At 65.6% G+C, this 16,593-nt stretch carries 13 protein-coding genes; 5 read left to right on the top strand and 8 right to left on the bottom strand.

What is annotated here, in order from left to right; genetic code table 11:
- Window positions 1-13 precede the first annotated feature (13 nt).
- From gudD to ACFQX9_RS38475, 6 genes are all read right to left on the bottom strand, one after another.
- Window positions 14-1,357: a glucarate dehydratase gene (gene gudD, locus ACFQX9_RS38450; protein WP_377792150.1), complete on the bottom strand. Its 1,344-nt coding sequence runs from the start codon at window positions 1,355-1,357 to the stop codon at window positions 14-16.
- A 25-nt stretch (window positions 1,358-1,382) separates the two neighbouring features.
- Window positions 1,383-2,327, bottom strand: a complete 945-nt coding sequence (gene kdgD, locus ACFQX9_RS38455) for a 5-dehydro-4-deoxyglucarate dehydratase (RefSeq protein WP_279681760.1) — start codon at window positions 2,325-2,327, stop codon at window positions 1,383-1,385.
- A 124-nt stretch (window positions 2,328-2,451) separates the two neighbouring features.
- A complete protein-coding gene (locus ACFQX9_RS38460; protein WP_027518955.1) occupies window positions 2,452-3,357 on the bottom strand; it encodes a LysR substrate-binding domain-containing protein in 906 nt (301 codons plus the stop codon).
- A 123-nt stretch (window positions 3,358-3,480) separates the two neighbouring features.
- Window positions 3,481-4,821, bottom strand: a complete 1,341-nt coding sequence (locus ACFQX9_RS38465) for an MFS transporter (RefSeq protein WP_377792152.1) — start codon at window positions 4,819-4,821, stop codon at window positions 3,481-3,483.
- A 298-nt stretch (window positions 4,822-5,119) separates the two neighbouring features.
- Window positions 5,120-7,072, bottom strand: coding sequence for a hypothetical protein (locus ACFQX9_RS38470; protein ID WP_377792154.1), 1,953 nt, complete (start codon window positions 7,070-7,072; stop codon window positions 5,120-5,122).
- Window positions 7,073-7,226: 154 nt separating this feature from the next.
- Window positions 7,227-8,309, bottom strand: a complete 1,083-nt coding sequence (locus ACFQX9_RS38475) for a YbhN family protein (RefSeq protein WP_018457547.1) — start codon at window positions 8,307-8,309, stop codon at window positions 7,227-7,229.
- Window positions 8,310-8,725: 416 nt separating this feature from the next.
- Here ACFQX9_RS38475 and ACFQX9_RS38480 point away from each other — a divergent pair, with 416 nt between their 5' ends.
- From ACFQX9_RS38480 to ACFQX9_RS38490, 3 genes are all read left to right on the top strand, one after another.
- Window positions 8,726-9,232, top strand: a complete 507-nt coding sequence (locus ACFQX9_RS38480) for a ferritin-like domain-containing protein (RefSeq protein WP_007612365.1) — start codon at window positions 8,726-8,728, stop codon at window positions 9,230-9,232.
- A gap of 154 nt (window positions 9,233-9,386) precedes the next feature.
- The gene (locus ACFQX9_RS38485; protein WP_377792155.1) at window positions 9,387-10,790 is read left to right on the top strand and encodes an MFS transporter; all 1,404 of its coding nucleotides are present in this window, start codon (window positions 9,387-9,389) and stop codon (window positions 10,788-10,790) included.
- 112 nt (window positions 10,791-10,902) lie between these two features.
- Window positions 10,903-13,302 carry an EAL domain-containing protein gene (locus tag ACFQX9_RS38490; protein WP_377792156.1) on the top strand — a complete coding sequence of 800 codons (2,400 nt, stop codon included), beginning with the start codon at window positions 10,903-10,905 and terminating at the stop codon, window positions 13,300-13,302.
- Between the two features lie 2 nt (window positions 13,303-13,304).
- Here ACFQX9_RS38490 and ACFQX9_RS38495 read toward each other — a convergent pair whose 3' ends face one another.
- Window positions 13,305-13,739 carry a hypothetical protein gene (locus ACFQX9_RS38495; RefSeq protein WP_377792157.1) on the bottom strand — a complete coding sequence of 145 codons (435 nt, stop codon included), beginning with the start codon at window positions 13,737-13,739 and terminating at the stop codon, window positions 13,305-13,307.
- Window positions 13,740-13,818: 79 nt separating this feature from the next.
- Between ACFQX9_RS38495 and ACFQX9_RS38500 the strand changes: the two genes are divergently transcribed.
- Complete coding sequence (locus ACFQX9_RS38500; RefSeq protein WP_377792177.1) at window positions 13,819-14,406, top strand: hypothetical protein; 588 nt, start codon at window positions 13,819-13,821, stop codon at window positions 14,404-14,406.
- A gap of 76 nt (window positions 14,407-14,482) precedes the next feature.
- Window positions 14,483-15,082: a YdcF family protein gene (locus ACFQX9_RS38505; protein ID WP_085383989.1), complete on the top strand. Its 600-nt coding sequence runs from the start codon at window positions 14,483-14,485 to the stop codon at window positions 15,080-15,082.
- A gap of 18 nt (window positions 15,083-15,100) precedes the next feature.
- Here the strand turns inward: ACFQX9_RS38505 and ACFQX9_RS38510 are convergent, their stop codons facing one another.
- Window positions 15,101-16,444 carry a PLP-dependent aminotransferase family protein gene (locus tag ACFQX9_RS38510; RefSeq protein ID WP_247563330.1) on the bottom strand — a complete coding sequence of 448 codons (1,344 nt, stop codon included), beginning with the start codon at window positions 16,442-16,444 and terminating at the stop codon, window positions 15,101-15,103.
- Window positions 16,445-16,593 lie beyond the last annotated feature (149 nt).

Here is a 16,593-nt window from a genome sequence, read left to right on the forward strand (position 1 = left end):
TCCTCCAGAGTTTTTAACGAACCAGGCAAGGACGCTTGTCGTCGAAGGTCCAGCCGGGGATCAGGTCCTGCATGGCAATAGCGTCATCGCGGGCGCCGAGTCCATGCTGCTTGTAGAGGTCATGCGCGGCGTCGATGGCGGCCCTGTCGATTTCGATACCCAGGCCCGGCCTATCCGGCACCGCGATCTTGCCGGCCTTGATCTGGAGCGGCTCCTTCGTCAGGGCCTGACCGTCCTGCCAGATCCAGTGTGTGTCGATCGCGGTGACCTTGCCGGGGGCGGCGGCGCCGACATGGGTGAACATGGCGAGCGAGATGTCGAAATGGTTGTTGGAGTGCGAACCCCAGGTCAGGCCGTTGTCGCGGCAGGTCTGGGCCACGCGCACCGAGCCTTGCATGGTCCAGAAATGGGGATCGGCCAGCGGAATGTCCACCGCGCCGAGGCGCAGCGCATGGGACAATTGCCGCCAATCGGTCGCGATCATGTTGGTCGCGGTGGGCAGGCCAGTTGCGCGGCGGAACTCGGCCATGATCTCACGGCCGGAGAAGCCGCCTTCGGCGCCGCAGGGGTCCTCGGCATAGGCGAGGATGCCGTGCATGTCCTTGCAGAGGCTGATGGCCTCGTCGAGCGACCATGCGCCGTTCGGATCCAGGGTCACGCGCGCATTCGGAAAGCGCTTGGCGATCGCGGTGACGGCCTCGATCTCCTGCTCGCCGCGCAGCACGCCGCCCTTGAGCTTGAAATCGGCGAAGCCGTAATGGTCGTGGGTGGCTTCCGCGAGTCGCACCACGGTCTCCGGCGTCATCGCCTCCTGATGGCGGAGGTTGAACCATTCCGCCTTGCCGGTCTCGCCGCCGACATAGTCGAGCTTGGATTTGCGGCCGTCGCCGACGAAGAAGAGATAGCCCAGCGTCTCGACGCTGGTGCGCTGCTGGCCCTCGCCGAGCAGGGCTGCGACCGGCAGGTTGAGATGCTGGCCGAGCAAATCGAGCAGCGCGGACTCCACGGCCGTGACGGCGTGGATCATGACGCGGAGATCAAAAGTCTGCTTGCCGCGGCCGCCGGCATCGCGATCGGCGAAGGCGGTCCTGATATCGGCGAGGATGTTGTTCATCGCGCCGACGGTCTTGCCGATCACGAGATCACGGGCGTCCTGCAGTGTCTGCCAGATCTTCTGCCCGCCAGGCACCTCGCCGACGCCGGTGTGACCGGCATTGTCGGTGAGGATGACGATGTTGCGGGTGAAGAACGGCGCATGCGCGCCGCTCAAATTGAGGAGCATGCTGTCACGGCCTGCGACCGGGATCACCTGCATCGCGGTGACGACCGGTGCGCCAGTGATCTCGGTGTTGGCCATCGCAGGCTCCTCCCTGTGTCGTTTGTTATTCTGCAGCCTGTTGTGACGATCGGATGGCGGGCAGATTCTTCACCAGCGCCGCGACCTCCGCGATCTCCTGCTCGGTGAGGTCGGTCAGCGGCGGGCGGACCGGGCCGGAATCGCGGCCGATCACCTTCATGCCGGCCTTGATGATCGAGACCGCATAGCCCTTCTTGCGGTTGCGGATCGCGATGAGGGGCAGGATGAAGTCCTTCAGGCCGGCGTGGATCGTCGCGTGGTCGCGCTTGCGCACGGCGGCGTAGAAGTTGGTGGCGAATTCCGGAACGAAGTTGAACACCGCCGAGGAGTAGGTGGTCACGCCCATATCGAGGTAGGGCAGTGCGAAGGTCTCAGCGGTCGGCAGGCCGCCGATATAGGTCAGGCGGTCGCCGAGCTTGGTGTAGACGCGGGTCATCAGCTCGATGTCGCCGATGCCGTCCTTGTAGCCGACGAGGTTCGGGCAGCGTTCGGCGAGGCGGGCGAGCGTATCGGGCTGGAGGATGGCGTTGTCGCGGTTGTAGACGATGACGCCGATCTTCACGGAGGCGCAGATCGCTTCCACGTGGGCAGCAAGCCCGTCCTGCTCGGCATGGGTGAGATAGGGCGGCAGCAGCAACAAGCCGTCGGCGCCGGCCTTCTCCGCGCCGATCGCGATCTCGCGCGCGGTGGCGGTGCCGTAGCCGGTGCCGGCGAGCACGGGCACGCGGCCCTTGGTCTCATCCACGGCGATCTTGACGACCTGCGGAACCTCGGCCGCCGTCAGCGAGAAGAACTCGCCGGTGCCGCCTGCGGCGAACAGGCCTGCGACGTCATAGCCGCACAGCCAGTCCATGTTGGCGCGGTAGGTCGCCTCGTCGAAGGAGTAATCCGCCTTGAACGGCGTGACGGGGAAGGACAGGAGGCCGGATCCGATCTTCTGGGCCATTTCCTGCGGGGTCATCTTGCTCATGGGCGCTGCTCCCTGGTCTCGTGTTGTGGAGGACGCAAAGGCTGCGCGTCCATGCGCCGTGGTTTAGGAGACCGTTCGATGCGGGTCCAAGCCAAAGCCTATATCGACCAATGCGAAATCAGCATCAATCTTCCATCACCTCCGCCGAGGACAATTCGCTCGCGATTTTGACGAGCGCCGACAGCAGCGGATTCTCGTCGTCGCGGCGCCAGACCATGAACAACTCGACCGGGACGCGGGTGCGCAGCTTCAGCGGCCGCAGGCGGACGTCCGCGATCTTCAGGCTCGCGGCCGCCGCCGGCACGATGGCGAGGCCGAGGCCGGCGCGCACCATGGCGAGGATGGAGTGGATCTGGCTCAGGTGCTGCACATAGCGCGGCAGGATGTCGGCGCGGGTGAACAGCGCCACCAGCACGTCGTGAAAGTAACGGCTCTCATAGGGCGAATACATCACGAAGGGCTGGTTGTCGAAATCCTTGATCGTGATGGTCTCGGCATTCGCCAGCGGATGCTTTTTCGGGATCGCGGCGAGCAGGGGCTCGGCGACGACGCGGCGGCTGGCGATTTCGGGGCGCGCGATCGGCGGCCTGAGCAGGCCGGCATCGATCTGGCCCGAGGTCAGCGCCTCGAACTGGTCGCCCGACACCATCTCCTTCAGCGAGAAGTCCACCTCGGGCAGCTTGGCGCGGCAGGCGGCGACGAGCTCCGGGAGGAAGCCGTAGGCTGCGGCCGCGGTGAAGCCGATCTTCAGCGAGCCGGACTTGCCGAGCGCGATACGGCGGGCGACCTGCGAGGCGCTTTCCGCAAGCTTCAGGATGCGCCGCGCTTCCGGCAGGAAGCTGCGCCCGGCAGGCGTCAGGCGCACCGAGCGGCTGGTACGCTCCAGCAGCGGCGCGTCGATGATGTGCTCGAGCACCTGGATCTGCCGGGACAGCGGCGGCTGGGTCATGTTCAGCCGCGCGGCGGCGCGGCCGAAATGCAATTCCTCCGCCACCGTGACGAAACAGCGGAGCTGGTTGAGGTCGAACATCGATACATGCCTTAGATGGATAAGGCGTTTCCCCGGCGCTTCTAGCATCGATTACTCCCAAAACAAAGACGGCGGCCGTGAAGCCGCCGTTAAGTTGCCTGGTCAAGCTCCCATGGGGAGCCCTCAGGAGGAACGTTTGAGCACCACGCGCTCGATCTTGCCGACGACCACGAGATAGGCGAATGCGGCCACCAGCGCATTGGCGCCGACGAATATCAGCGCACCGTTGAAGGAGCCGGTCGCGGCCAGGATGTAGCCGATCACGATCGGGGTGCTGATCGAGGAGAGATTGCCGAAGGTGTTGAACAGGCCGCCCGAGACGCCGCCGGCTTCCTTCGGCGAGGTGTCGGAGACGACAGCCCAGCCGAGCGCGCCGATGCCCTTGCCGAAGAAGGCGAGCGCCATGAAGCCGACCACCAGCGCCTGGCCGTCGACATAGTTGCAGGCGATGATCGACATCGACAGCAGCATGCCGCCGACGATCGGGATCTTGCGCGCCATCGTCAACGAGCCGGTCTTGCGCAGGATCGCGTCGGAGATGACGCCGCCGAGCACGCCGCCGATGAAGCCGCACAGCGCCGGCAGCGTCGCGACGAAGCCGGCTTGCAGGATCGACAGGCCGCGCTCCTTGACGAGGTAGACCGGGAACCAGGTCAGGAAGAAATAAGTCAGCGTGTTGATGCAGTACTGGCCGAGATAGACGCCGAGCATCATGCGGTTGGAGAGCAACTGGCGGATATGCTCCCATCCGGAGCCGGCCTCGGGCGCGCGCTCTTCCTTGGGAGCGTCGAGGTCGACCAGCGCACCCCCTGCCTTGATGTAATCGAATTCGGCCTCGTTGATGCCGGGGTGCTCTTTCGGCCCGTAGACGGTCTTGATCCAGACCAGGCCCATGACGATTCCGAGCGCGCCCATCACGAAGAATACGTAGCGCCAGCCGTAGTCGTGCGCGATCCAGCCCATCAAGGGTGCGAAGATCACGGTGGCGAAATACTGCCCGGAATTGAAGAACGCAGACGCGGTGCCGCGCTCATTGCCCGGAAACCAGGCCGCAACGATGCGGGCGTTGGCGGGGAAAGACGGCGCTTCGGCGATACCGACGAGGAAGCGTAGGCCGAACAGCACGGTGATCGCGGTGCCGGCGCTGAAGAAGCCGACCCAGCCCTGCATCGTCGTGAACAGCGACCAGACGATGATGCTGAAGGCATAGACAAGCCGGGAGCCGTAGCGGTCGAGCAGCCAACCGCCCGGCACCTGCGCGATCACATAGGACCATCCGAACGCCGAGAAGATGTAGCCGATCGCGACGGGATCGAGGTGCAGCTCCTTGGAGAGCGCGGGGCCCGCGATCGACAACGTGGCGCGGTCGGCATAATTGACGGTCGTGACCAGGAACAACATGGTCACGATGAACAGCCTGACGCGAGACCTTCTCACATCCGCTGCGGACATCACTGCGCTCATTGCGCGCCTCCTTAGAACTCGAAACGTTTCCCCACTGCGATTCCTAGAGGCGCGCGCGGCAAAGTGTCCAAGTTCAAGGCAGTATCGATCGATGCTGCTTTTGGATTGATGGAACGGCAGGTGGGAGGAACGATCGAGGTGACGGCGAACCCGATCGCACCACGCGCGCCGTTGTCATTCCCGCGAAGGCGGGGAATCCAGTACGCCGCGACGTCTCGATTCAATCACGTCTGTCACGGAGTACTGGATCGCCCGCCTGCGCGGGCGATGACAGTGTGCGGGTAGAGGCTGCGCGCGTCTACTGCCGCGCGGCCGGCAGCAGCGGCGCGAGCAGCCCGCGTGTCACGCCCGGCGGTGCCGCATCCAGACCCAGCACGGCGCTTGCCGCCGGCAGTGCCGCGTCCGCCATCGCGGCGTGGCCTTCGGCGCTCGGATGCACGGCGCCGCCATAGACGGCGGAGAGCACGCCCCAGGTCGCGTCGTGGATGTCGGTCGGCTGGCTCGCCGCCGGCAAGCCTTGCGGATAGGTCATCGCGGCGAAATAGCTGTCGTTGGCGTCGCGGATCCACCGCGCGCGCGGCAAATAGGCGCGGAATTCGGAGGCGCCGCGGCCGCACAGCATCGGCTGGCTCGCCGCACTCACGATATCAGGATTGAAGCTCTGGCCGTTCTCGGCAAAGCAGGTGCGGTCGAATTCGGGATCGTTGCCCGAATGCGCGCAGAAGCCGTGATCGGCGAACGCCGCCTGATGCGAATCCACGAAGGTCATGCGGTCGGCCTCGGGATCGCGGCACAGCGCGCCACGGGTGCAGGTGGCGAGCCCCTTGAGTTGCGGCAGGAATTCAGTGTCGACGAAAGTCGAGACGCGGGCGAGGCGCTGCGGATCGGCGTTGAAGGACGGATGAACGTCGAAGCCGGCGCGGCCGCCGCGGCAGGGCACGCCGCCATCGGCGAGCGCCGGGTTGGCATAGGAGACGTAGACCACATGCGAGAGGTCGCCGCCGACCAGCGGCTTCAGCGCCTCGCGCAGCTTGACGAAATTCTGCGGCAGTTCGCGCGCCAGCGCATCGCGGGAATCATCGACGCTCGCCATCACGCCGGAGCGGCGGAAAATCGCGCGCTCGGTTGCGGTCTCGACGATCACGTCGGCGACGAGGCCGGAGAAATAGACGTCGTTCGCGCCGACCGAGAGCAGCACGAGGTCGAGCGTGCGCTCGGGCTGGCGTTTCCTGGCGGCGGTCAGCGCCTCGCGCAGCTCGGCGACCTGCGCGTTCACGCTGATGTTGCAGACGCCGGTCTTGCCGGGCGGGCATTCGCGGGCGCGTTGCGAGCCGAGCAGCCCGTCGCTGATGCTGGCGCCGGTGCAGGCGAGCGGCAGAAAGGTCACCGCGACGTGGGTGTAGCGTACCGCAAGCGCCAGCGCGGTGCGGGCCTGATAGCTGTAGAGCGATCGGTGGCAAGGCGAGTTGAACCAGAGGGCGCTGTAGCGCTGCCAGTTGGCAAGCGTATCCGGCGCTTCGCAAGCGCGGCCGCCCTTGAAGCCGGCGCGGCTCGGCCGATAATACTGCGCGCCGGCGGTGCCGAGATAGGAGCGGAAGCAAAAACCTTCGTCCGACAGCGCCAGCGGCCGGTCCGGATTGCCTTCGCCCGAGGCGATGCTGTCTCCGAGGCCAGCGACGAAGATGTCGCGGACCTGGATCTCGGTCTGGACCCGCTGGGTCGGATCGGAGCCGGAGGAGACATCGACGCTCGCGACCGTCTGCTTGCCGTAGCGGACCCGCAGATTGATCGGCTCGGCGCAGTCGAAGGTGGATTGCTGCGGCCCGTCGCCGTCGTCGAACGACCAGGCGCAGGTGGCGCCGACCGGCACCGGGCCGGCGAGGCGCACGGTGACGGGATGGTCGATCGGGGTGAGGTAGTTTTCCTTCGTGTTGTCGCGGGTGCAGGGCTGGTTGACCCGGCCTTGGAGGTCGATGCAGAGCCGGTTGACCATGTTGCGGGCCCAGCCGCGGCCCTCGCTCTGGAGCTCCAGCGATTGCTCGGCGGCGAGGATGCTGCGGTTACGCGCGTTCTCGACATGGAGCAGGAAGTCGCGCTCCTCGCGGAACAGCCGGAAGCGGTTGCGCACCTCCCAGCTGATCTGCATGGCGCCCGCGTCCTGCGCGGCCGTCCGCTCCGGCGGGAAGGCGGTGAGGAGCCCGGCGAGCAGCAGGGCACCGGCGAGGAAACGGCGATGGAAGAAAGGGATCATGGCCCGCGTCTTCAACGGCAAAGTTGAGGCGGAAATAAGAGAGCTGCCCTCCGCCTGCAACATTGGTTTGACGGTTTTGCCAGTCGGCGTCTAGCGGACTATCGTGGGAGCATGATCTTTCCGGAAAAGCGCTTCGCACTTTTCCGGATCACGCTCAGCGTTTGCTGGCCTGCCGCAGCGACCGCTCGCGCTCCATCGCTGCCACCTGCTTGGGCAGGTTGGCCTGCGCGCAGGCCTCCGCCAGCCGTCGGCGCTCCTGCCAGGGCTCCACCACATTCATCCAGAGCTCGCGTGCGCCCATGATGGAGATGGCAAGACCGAACGGGATCACGAAATAGAGGATGCGGAAGACGAGGAGCGTGGCCAGAAGCTGCTCGCGGCCGAATTCGGGCAGCGCCACCAGCATGGCGGCGTCGAACACGCCGAGCGAGCCGGGGGCGTGGCTGGCGAAGCCGAGCAAAGTCGCCAAAATGAACACCACGGAGAGCGACAGGAAGTCGATCTGCGGAGTGGCCGGCACCAGAAGGTACATCGCCAGCGCGCAGAATCCGAGATCGACGACACCGATCAGGATCTGCACCAGCGTCAGCGGCGCTGAGGGCAGCACCACCTTCCAGCCTTTCTGGCCAAGCTCGCGGCGCTTCTCGCCCATGCACAGCCAGACCAGATAGGCGCCGATCGAGGCGAGGCCGCCGATCGCAATCAGCCGGTTGATCGACGACGGCAGCTGATCCATGTAGGAGGCGGCATCCGGATGGATGGCCATGCCGATCGAGAGCACGAAGATGTTACCGAGCCAGAAGGTCAGGCCCGACAGAAAGCAGATTTTTGCGACGTCGATCGCATTCAGCCCGTAATCCGAATAGATCCGGAAGCGGATCGCGCCGCCGGTGAAGACGGTGGCGCCGATATTGTGGCCGATCGAATAGGACGTGAAGCTGGAGAGCGCTGCGATGCGATAAGGCACGTGCTTCTTGCCGATCGTTCGCAGTGCAAAAAAGTCGTAGAAGGTCAGCGTACAGAACGCGAAGCATACGCAGATCGCCGCCAGCCCGATATTGCCGCGGGGGATCTCGGTCAACGCGGTCAGGATGACCCCGGTGTCGATGCCCTTGAGCGTCCGCACCAGCGTGGTGATCGCGAACGCGATGATGAAGACGCTCGCCGCAACGCCGAGTCGCCGCCAGCCGATCCATCTCTTGAAGCCGCGCTTGAGCGCGGTCAGCAGTCCGTGCATTCATCCTCCCGGCGGGGGGCAAGACCGACCAGGCCAGACATTGGCCGGTCGGATGCGATCAGTGCCCGATGTGGGCTTGGATCGCTAGGCATGATGTAGCTCATTTAAGGCAAAAACAGTGACTTGTGCAGCCCTTGACAAGGATAGGTTCTGCCTTGGACCAGCTACTTTGTCATACGCGGTTCACATCGGACGCTCGTTAAGCATATGAGTCGTGGCACCGGTCGCGTCCGTCCGTGACATAGTCTCAGACCCTGCATGGCCGGCATTGTTCCAGCGCAAGGGATGCGGGCTTTTTTGGAACGACGATGCCGTGCGCTGGTTAGTGCCCCATCAGCAATCGAACATGGCGGAATAACCGGCTTCTCCTGCGAGCCGGTGCCTCCGTGTTCCCACAACCCGAGAGGATCGGACCGATGGGATTGTTCACAAAAGACATCAAGACCATGAACGACCTGTTCGTGCATCAGCTCCAGGACATCTATTACGCCGAGCAGCAGCTCACCAAGGCTCTGCCGAAAATGGCGGATAAGGCGACCGATCCGCAGCTGAAGCAGGGATTTTTGACGCACCTCGAAGAAACCAGGGAGCACGTCAAGCGCCTCGAGGAAGTGTTCAAGATGCACGGTGCGCAGGTGAAGGCGGTCGATTGCCCCGCGATCGACGGCATCATCGAGGAAGCCGACGAGACCGCCGGCGAAGTCGCCGACAAGGCAGTGCTCGACGCCGCGCTGATCAACGCGGCACAGGCGGCGGAGCATTATGAGATCGTCCGCTACGGCAGCCTGATCGCCTGGGCCAAGCAACTCGGCCGCAACGACTGCGCCAGCGTGCTCGCCAAGACGTTGGAAGAAGAGAAGGCGACCGACAAGAAGCTGACCACGATCGCCGAGAGCAAGGTGAATCTGCGCGCTGCGAGCTGAGGGCCAGGCGTAGCCAGGATCGAGCGTCGCGCGGTCATCCGCGCGACGCTCGAACATGACGCATCCGTCCCGCATCCATCATTCGACCCTTGTCGTAACATGACGAGGGGCAGGAAGCGTATCGTTCGCATGGGGCTGCAACCGAGATGGGAGCATGCGAGTAAGCACCGCCAGATACGAAGCCTTCGAAGCCGGCGTGCCGCATTCCGGCTCCCGGCTTGCGACGTCCCTCACCCTTGCCGCGATGAGCCTTGGTTATGGCGTGGTGCAACTTGACGTCACCATCGTCAACACCGCGCTCGACGCGATGGGCAGGACGCTCGGCGGCGGCGTCGCTGAGCTGCAATGGGTTGTCAGCGCCTACACCATTGCGTTTGCCGCCTTCATCCTGACGGCCGGCGCGCTCGGCGACCGAATCGGCGCCAAGCGCGTCTTCATGGCGGGCTTCGCAATCTTCACCGCGGCCTCGCTCGCCTGTGCGCTGTCGCCCAATGCGACCGTGCTGATTGGGGCGCGGCTGGTCCAGGGCCTGGCGGCGGCGATCCTGGTGCCGAATTCTCTTGCCCTGCTCAATCATGCCTATCCGGACGACCGCGAGCGCGGCCGCGCCGTCGCGATCTGGGCGGCTGGTGCGAGCCTCGCGCTCACCGCGGGCCCCTTCGTCGGCGGCGCGCTGATCACGCTGGTCGGCTGGCGCGCGATCTTTCTCGTCAACCTTCCGATCGGCCTCATCGGCCTTTGGCTGAGTTGGCGCTATGCGACCGAGACCACGCGCGCGCCCTCACGCGAGATCGATCTGCCCGGCCAGCTCGCGGCAATTGGCGCGCTGGGGGCGCTCGCCGGCGCGATCATCGAGGGAGGCGCGCTTGGCTGGCAGCATCCGGCTGTGCTCGCGTCGTTCGCTTCAGCCGCTCTCCTGGCGGTGCTGTTCGTCTGGCGCGAGAGCCGCGCGACGCAGCCGATGCTGCCCCTGTCCCTGTTCGATCACCGGCTGTTCAGCCTGACCGCGCTCGTCGGCCTGCTCGTGAACGTCGCGATTTACGGGTTGATCTTCGTGCTCAGCCTTTACTTCCAGAGGATCAACGGCCTGTCAGCGTGGTGGACCGGTCTCGCCTTCGTGCCGATGATGGCGGTGGTGCTGCCGGTCAATCTGCTGGCCCCGCGCCTCGCCGAGCGTATCGGCCCGTGCCCGACCATCGTCGTCGGAGCCTGCGTCTCGGCGCTCGGCTGTCTCGGCCTGCTGTGGATCGAGGCCGGCACAAGCTATTGGGCGATCTTTGCGCAGATGATCGCGATCAGCAGCGGACTTGGGCTGCTGGTGCCGCCGCTGACCTCGACCTTGCTGGGCAGCGTCGAGAAGGCACGCTCCGGCATCGCGGCGGGCGTCCTGAACGCGACGCGGCAGACAGGCAGCGTGCTCGGCGTTGCGCTGTTCGGTTCGCTGGTGGCCTCGGAAGGCGCGTTTGTGACCGGCCTGCACCTGTCGCTGGTCGTGTCGGCGGCCGTGCTGCTGCTCGCCGCCGCCGTGATCGGCCTCGGCGCGCCTTCGCGCGGATGAACAATCCGAGCGATTGAACACAGCTTCCGTTCACCATCCCCGAAACAGGCACGTAGCCGGTTACCGACTGTCCATCTCTGTCGGCTCAAGTGTGGGTCGATAGGGGCCCGCAATGCATCAAGTTCTCTACTGTCTCACCGAGGAGCACGACTGGCGGCTCGTCGCGCTTGGCGGCGCGGTGTGCCTGCTCGCAAGCGCGGCGGCGATCAGCCTGTTCCACCGGGCACGTGCGACGCACGGCCCGGGGCGCCTGGCCTGGATCGCCTTGGATGCGGCCGTCAGCGGATGCGGCATATGGGCGACGCATTTCATCGCGATGCTCGCCTACGGGCCTGGCGGCGCCGGCGCCTACAACATCCCGGTGACGATCCTTTCGCTGATCTTCGCGATCTCCGTAACCTTTGTGGGGCTGAGTCTCGCAGCATCTTCCGCGCGCGCGCCGTGGATCGTGCTCGGCGGCGCCATCGTCGGCACCGGGGTCGCGACGATGCATTATACCGGAATGGCGGCCCTGGAGATGCCGGCACGGGTCGACTGGATCGGGAGCACGGTTGCCGCCTCGGTACTGTTCGGAATTGTTTTCGCGGCGCTCGCGCTGTTCGTCGCTGCGCGGCGCGACGACCTCTTCCACGCGCTGACCGCAAGCACACTGCTGACGGTCGCCATCGTCGCACATCATTTCACCGCAATGGGCGCTGTCGTTCTGACGCCGGATCCGACGCTCGCGATCAGCGGGTTATCGATCCCGCCGGCCTCATTGTCCTTTGTTACCGCGGGTGCCGCAGTTGCGATCATCGCGATTGCGCTGGTGGCCGCGCTGCTCGATCGCCGCGCCAAGGGCGAACTGGGCCGCCAGCAGGTCGTGCTGGATACCGCGCTCGAGAACATGTCGCAGGGACTGTGCATGTTCGATGCGGACGGCAAGATCATCCTGTTCAACGAGCGTTATGCTGCGATGCTTGGCCGCACCGACATCCTGCTCACCGGCCGACTGCTGGTCGACGTGCTGCGGGAGGAGCAGGCGAAGGGTCAGTGGCAGGGCGATGCCGGCGAATTCTTCGCGCGCCTCGTCGCCGACGCGCGCGAGAGCCGCACCACGACCGACATCGTGACCAGGTTCGGCCGCTCCATCCGGGTCGTCAACCAGCCGATGCAGGGTGGTGGCTGGGTCGCGACCTTCGAGGATATCACCGAATGGCTGGAGGCCCAGGCCAAGATCTCGCACATGGCCCGCCATGACGCGCTGACCAGTTTGCCGAACCGCGTGCTGTTCCACGAGCAGCTCGTGCAGGGACTGCGCCGGACCGGATCGGGCGACCAGCTCGCCGTGCTTTGTCTCGATCTCGATCACTTCAAGGACATCAACGACTCGCTCGGCCACCCCACCGGCGATGCGCTGCTCAAGGAGGTCGGGCGCAGGCTGAAGGTCACCGTCGGGGAGAGCGACACCGTGGCGCGGCTCGGTGGCGACGAATTCGCCGTGGTCCAGATCGGACGTTCCGAGGAAGCCGCGGCAAGGTCCCTTGCCGGCCGCCTGGTCGAGGTGATCTCGGCGCCTTACGAGATCGACGACCATCAGATCATCATCGGTGTCTCCATCGGCATCTCGCTGTCCCCGCAGGACGGCGACAATCCCGATGAACTGCTGAAGAACGCCGACCTCGCGCTGTACCGCGCCAAGGCGGATGGTCGCGGGACCTATCGCTTCTTCGAGACCGGCATGGATGCGCGCGCACAAGCACGGCGTCTGCTGGAGATGGATATGCGCGCGGCGCTGCAACGTGACGAGTTCCAGCCGTACTACCAGCCGATCCGCGACGTCGCCAGCGGTCGCGTCGTCGCGTTCGAGGCGCTGCTGCGCTGGAATCATCCGCAGCGCGGCCTGATCGCGCCCCTCAGCTTCATTCCATTGGCCGAGGAGACCGGCCTCATCATCCAGCTCGGCGATTTCGTGCTACGCTCCGCCTGCACCGACGCCGCGACCTGGCCTGACGATGTCGACGTCGCGGTCAACCTGTCGCCCGTGCAGTTCAGGAACCCAAATCTGATCGCATCCGTGACCGAGGCGTTGGCGTTGTCGGGCCTCGACGCGCGCCGCCTCGAACTCGAGATCACCGAATCCGTGCTGCTGCAGAACAGTGAGGCGACGCTGACCACCCTGCACGAGCTGCGCGCAATGGGCGTGCGCATCTCGCTCGACGATTTCGGCACCGGCTATTCGTCCCTGAGTTATCTGCGCAGCTTCCCGTTCGACAAGATCAAGATCGACCGCTCCTTCGTGTCGGAACTCGCGACGCGCGAGGATTCCATGGCGATCATCCGTGCCGTGACTGGCCTCGGCCGCAGCCTCGGCATCGTCACCACGGCAGAGGGGGTCGAGAACGACGGGCAACTCGAGCTGCTCCGGCGCGAAGGCTGCACCCAGGCGCAGGGCTATCTGTTCAGCAAGCCGCGGCCGGCTTCCGATGTCGCGATCATGCTGGACCGACCGCCGTTGCGCGCAACCGCCTGAGGTTAGCCGCGGCGCAGTGCGAAATGCGCGCCGCAGAACGCCATCACAGCACCGAGGCCCAGCGCGGCAATTCCGGCCAGCACGCCCGAGACCGTCGGCACCGGGCTCGGCGCCGAGGCCACCTGGCCAGCACCCGCAAGCAGCAGCACGCCGACCGCGATCAGGAATTGTCGCATCCGTTGCGGGATCTGGCCCGAGACGGCGCTCTGCATCAATGTCGCCGTGAAATAGCCGCCGGAGAAGCCGACGGAGGCGATCAGCCACCAGGCGATCGCCGCGCCCGCCGGTATGAACTCCTGCGTGTCCGAGTGCCAGAGACCGCCGAGATCGAGCCCGTAGCGCGCGCCCAGCATGTGCACGGCAAGCGCGAGCAGCACGCCGGAGATCACGGCGGCGCCGAGAATCAGGCGGCGCGGAAAAAAAATCGTCTCAGCCATGTCTCGCTTGTAGGATGGGGCAGGGCGCTCACGCAAGCGGATCGCAGAGTGGATCGCCCGGATAGGATCGATTGTGAAGATGCGGGATTCGGGAGCTGAGATGGCTGCGGGCGCGAGCTATGCCTACAAGGCATCGCTGATCGGCTCGGCGCATCGCTTCGAACTGACGGAGGAGGGGCTGTCCTGGCACATCGGCGGCCGCAGCTCGCTGTGGCGTTATGACGAGATCAGTGCAATCCGGCTGTCGTTCCGCCCGGTGTCGATGCAGCAGCACCGCTTTCGCGCCGATGTCAGCCATGCCAGTGGCGGCCGCATCGCGATCCTGTCCACGAGCTGGCAGACCGCGGCCCTGATGGCGCCGCAGGACAATGGATTTCGCAACTTCGTCGTCGCGCTGCACGCGCGCATGGCGCAGGCCGGCAGCCGCGCCGAATTGACCGCGGGCCTTGGCCGCAAGACCTACGCGACAATGCTGGCTTTTCTTGCGGTGCTTGCAGTGGCGATGACGGGGCTACTGGTCCGGGCGCTCGCGATCGGCGAATTCGCCGGCGCGCTGTTCATCATCGGTTTTGCCGCGCTGTTCGCCTGGCAGATCGGCGGTTTCGTCCGGCGTAACCAGCCGCGGAGCTACAGCTTCGATCGCCTGCCGAGAGCGTTGCTGCCCTAAATGCCTTGCCTTTGGTGCAATGGGCCGCAATCAAACGTGACTTCGCGCCGTTGCGGCGGTGTCGCATCGTGCTGCCATGTCAACCCTGGATCGCAGCACGCGGAGGCCTTCGGCGGATGAGATCTCCGAGATCAACCGCGCCCATCTCATCGATACGCCGCTGCAGCCGGCGGACCTCCTGTTCATGTTCGGCACCCGAGAGGACGTGGCGCTGCGGGCCGATACGGCGGGGCGACTGTGGCGCCAGGGCTATTTTCGCTGGTCGATTGTCAGCGGCGGCGTGACGGCGGGCTCGGAGCAATCCGAGTGCACGATCATCAAGGCGGCGATGGTCGCGGCGGGCATTCCGGCTGACCGAATCCTCGAGGAGCATCGTGCCCTAAACACCGGCGAGAACGTGATCCTCTCGCTGCCGATCATCGACGCGGCGCTCGGGCTGCACAATGTCCGCCGCGTGATCTGCCTCGGCAACACCTGGACCGCGCGGCGTTATCCGATGACGCTGCACCGGCACTGGCCGGAGGTCGAGAAAATGCTGCTCACGGTCGACAGCTTTGCGACGTCGCGCGCGCTCTGGCACACCGATCCCGAATTTTGCCGCCGCATGCTGCATGAATGGGACAAGATCGAGCCTTACAAGGCGAGGGGCTTCATCGCGGAATGGCCGGCGGCCTGAGCTTGGGGCAAGCGCGCGCTACTCCGTCGAGTCGAAATCCTCTTCCTTGGTGCCGAGCAACGACACGAGCGTGCGCAGACCGGAATCGAGCTGCTCGAACGAAGGCGGAGCGAGGGCGAGCCGCACTGCGTTCGGTGCGTGGCCATGGGCGATCGCGAAGGTCGAGGACGGTGTCAGCGCGATGCCGCGCCGGGCTGCCGCGGCGACGAAGGTCTGCGAGCGCCAGTGCGCCGGCAGCGTGAGCCAGAGATGATAGGAGCGCGGATCCGCGGCGAGCTGGTAGCCGGCGAGCAGCCTTGCCGCGGTCTGCTGGCGGCGCGCGGCGTCGATGCGTTTCAACCGCGTCAGCTCGGCGACGGTGCCGTCTGCCATCAGTCGCTGTCCGGATGCCAGCGCATGACCGGACGCGATCCAGCCGCCGGTGCGGACCGCGCTCATCACGTTCTCGCGCAATCGAGGCGGCGCGACCAGGATGCCGAGCGCGAGGCCAGGGGCGACCTTCTTGGACAGGCTGTCGATCACGATGCAGCGGTCGGGGCCGAGCGCGGCCAGCGGCGTGTCATCGGCCAGGAAGCCGTAGACGGCGTCTTCGATGATGGTGAGATCGAGCTTCTCGGCGACGCGCATGATGTCGGCGCGCCGCGTGGCGTTCATGGTGACGCCGAGCGGGTTCTGGATGATGGGCTGGAGATACAATGCCGACAGATGCGCCTCGCGATGCGCCTTCTGGATGGCGTCGGGGCGCGCGCCAAATTCGTCCATCGGTATCGGGACCAGCGTCACGCCGAGCCGCGCGGCGATGCTCTTGACGTAAGGATAGGTCAGCGCCTCGACGCCGCAGCGACCGCCGGTGGGAACGAGGGCTGCGAGGGCGGCCGCGAGCGACTGCTTGCCGTTCGCGGTGAAGACGATCTGTTCGGCCTGCGGCGCAAAATCCTTGCGCGCGAGATAGGCGGCGGCCGCATTGCGCGCGCTCTTGGTCCCGGTGCTGGTGGAGACGCGCAATGCGGATTCGAGCGCGTCGACACGCTCGAGGCCCGCAAGGCTTTTGGCGATCATTGCCCATTGCTGCGGCAGCAGCGGGTAATTGACCTCGAAATCGATCCGCGCGTCGCGCGGCTCGCTCAGCGCCTCGACCTCGCGCCTGATGTCGCCGGAGATGAAGGTGCCACGGCCGACTTCGCCGACGACGAGGCCGCGGCGGAGCAACTCCGTATAAACCCGGCTCGCGGTCGAGACCGCGATGCCGCGGTCATAGGCAAAATTGCGCTGCGGCGGCAGCCGGTCGCCGGGCCTTAACGTGCCGTTAGAGATATCCGAGGCAATGGCATCGGCAAGCTTCACGTACTCGAACTTGGACATTATTGCACCGAGAGCAATGTTTCACTTGCTCCGAGTAGTGTACTGGAGCATTTAAGTTCCATCAAGCTTCACGATTGAGCCGAGGAGAGCGAGAGCAATCCAACGGCAAATGAGGTGCATGCGCTCAGGCGCTTGCGCCAACGGCATCC

This window comes from Bradyrhizobium sp. GCM10028915 (genome assembly GCF_042666195.1).
GTDB lineage: Bacteria > Pseudomonadota > Alphaproteobacteria > Rhizobiales > Xanthobacteraceae > Bradyrhizobium > Bradyrhizobium canariense_D.

Excerpts from the sequence above, each read along its gene's own strand:
- ACFQX9_RS38485 (WP_377792155.1), top strand. The coding sequence starts at position 9,387 with ATGCGAGTAAGCACCGCCAGATACGAAGCCTTCGAAGCCGGCGTGCCG.
- ACFQX9_RS38470 (WP_377792154.1), bottom strand. The coding sequence starts at position 7,072 with ATGATCCCTTTCTTCCATCGCCGTTTCCTCGCCGGTGCCCTGCTGCTC.
- ACFQX9_RS38495 (WP_377792157.1), bottom strand. The coding sequence starts at position 13,739 with ATGGCTGAGACGATTTTTTTTCCGCGCCGCCTGATTCTCGGCGCCGCC.
- ACFQX9_RS38480 (WP_007612365.1), top strand. The coding sequence starts at position 8,726 with ATGGGATTGTTCACAAAAGACATCAAGACCATGAACGACCTGTTCGTG.
- ACFQX9_RS38500 (WP_377792177.1), top strand. The coding sequence starts at position 13,819 with ATGCGGGATTCGGGAGCTGAGATGGCTGCGGGCGCGAGCTATGCCTAC.
- ACFQX9_RS38465 (WP_377792152.1), bottom strand. The coding sequence starts at position 4,821 with ATGAGCGCAGTGATGTCCGCAGCGGATGTGAGAAGGTCTCGCGTCAGG.
- ACFQX9_RS38505 (WP_085383989.1), top strand. The coding sequence starts at position 14,483 with ATGTCAACCCTGGATCGCAGCACGCGGAGGCCTTCGGCGGATGAGATC.
- ACFQX9_RS38475 (WP_018457547.1), bottom strand. The coding sequence starts at position 8,309 with ATGCACGGACTGCTGACCGCGCTCAAGCGCGGCTTCAAGAGATGGATC.
- gudD (WP_377792150.1), bottom strand. The coding sequence starts at position 1,357 with ATGGCCAACACCGAGATCACTGGCGCACCGGTCGTCACCGCGATGCAG.
- ACFQX9_RS38460 (WP_027518955.1), bottom strand. The coding sequence starts at position 3,357 with ATGTTCGACCTCAACCAGCTCCGCTGTTTCGTCACGGTGGCGGAGGAA.
- kdgD (WP_279681760.1), bottom strand. The coding sequence starts at position 2,327 with ATGAGCAAGATGACCCCGCAGGAAATGGCCCAGAAGATCGGATCCGGC.
- ACFQX9_RS38510 (WP_247563330.1), bottom strand. The coding sequence starts at position 16,444 with ATGTCCAAGTTCGAGTACGTGAAGCTTGCCGATGCCATTGCCTCGGAT.
- ACFQX9_RS38490 (WP_377792156.1), top strand. The coding sequence starts at position 10,903 with ATGCATCAAGTTCTCTACTGTCTCACCGAGGAGCACGACTGGCGGCTC.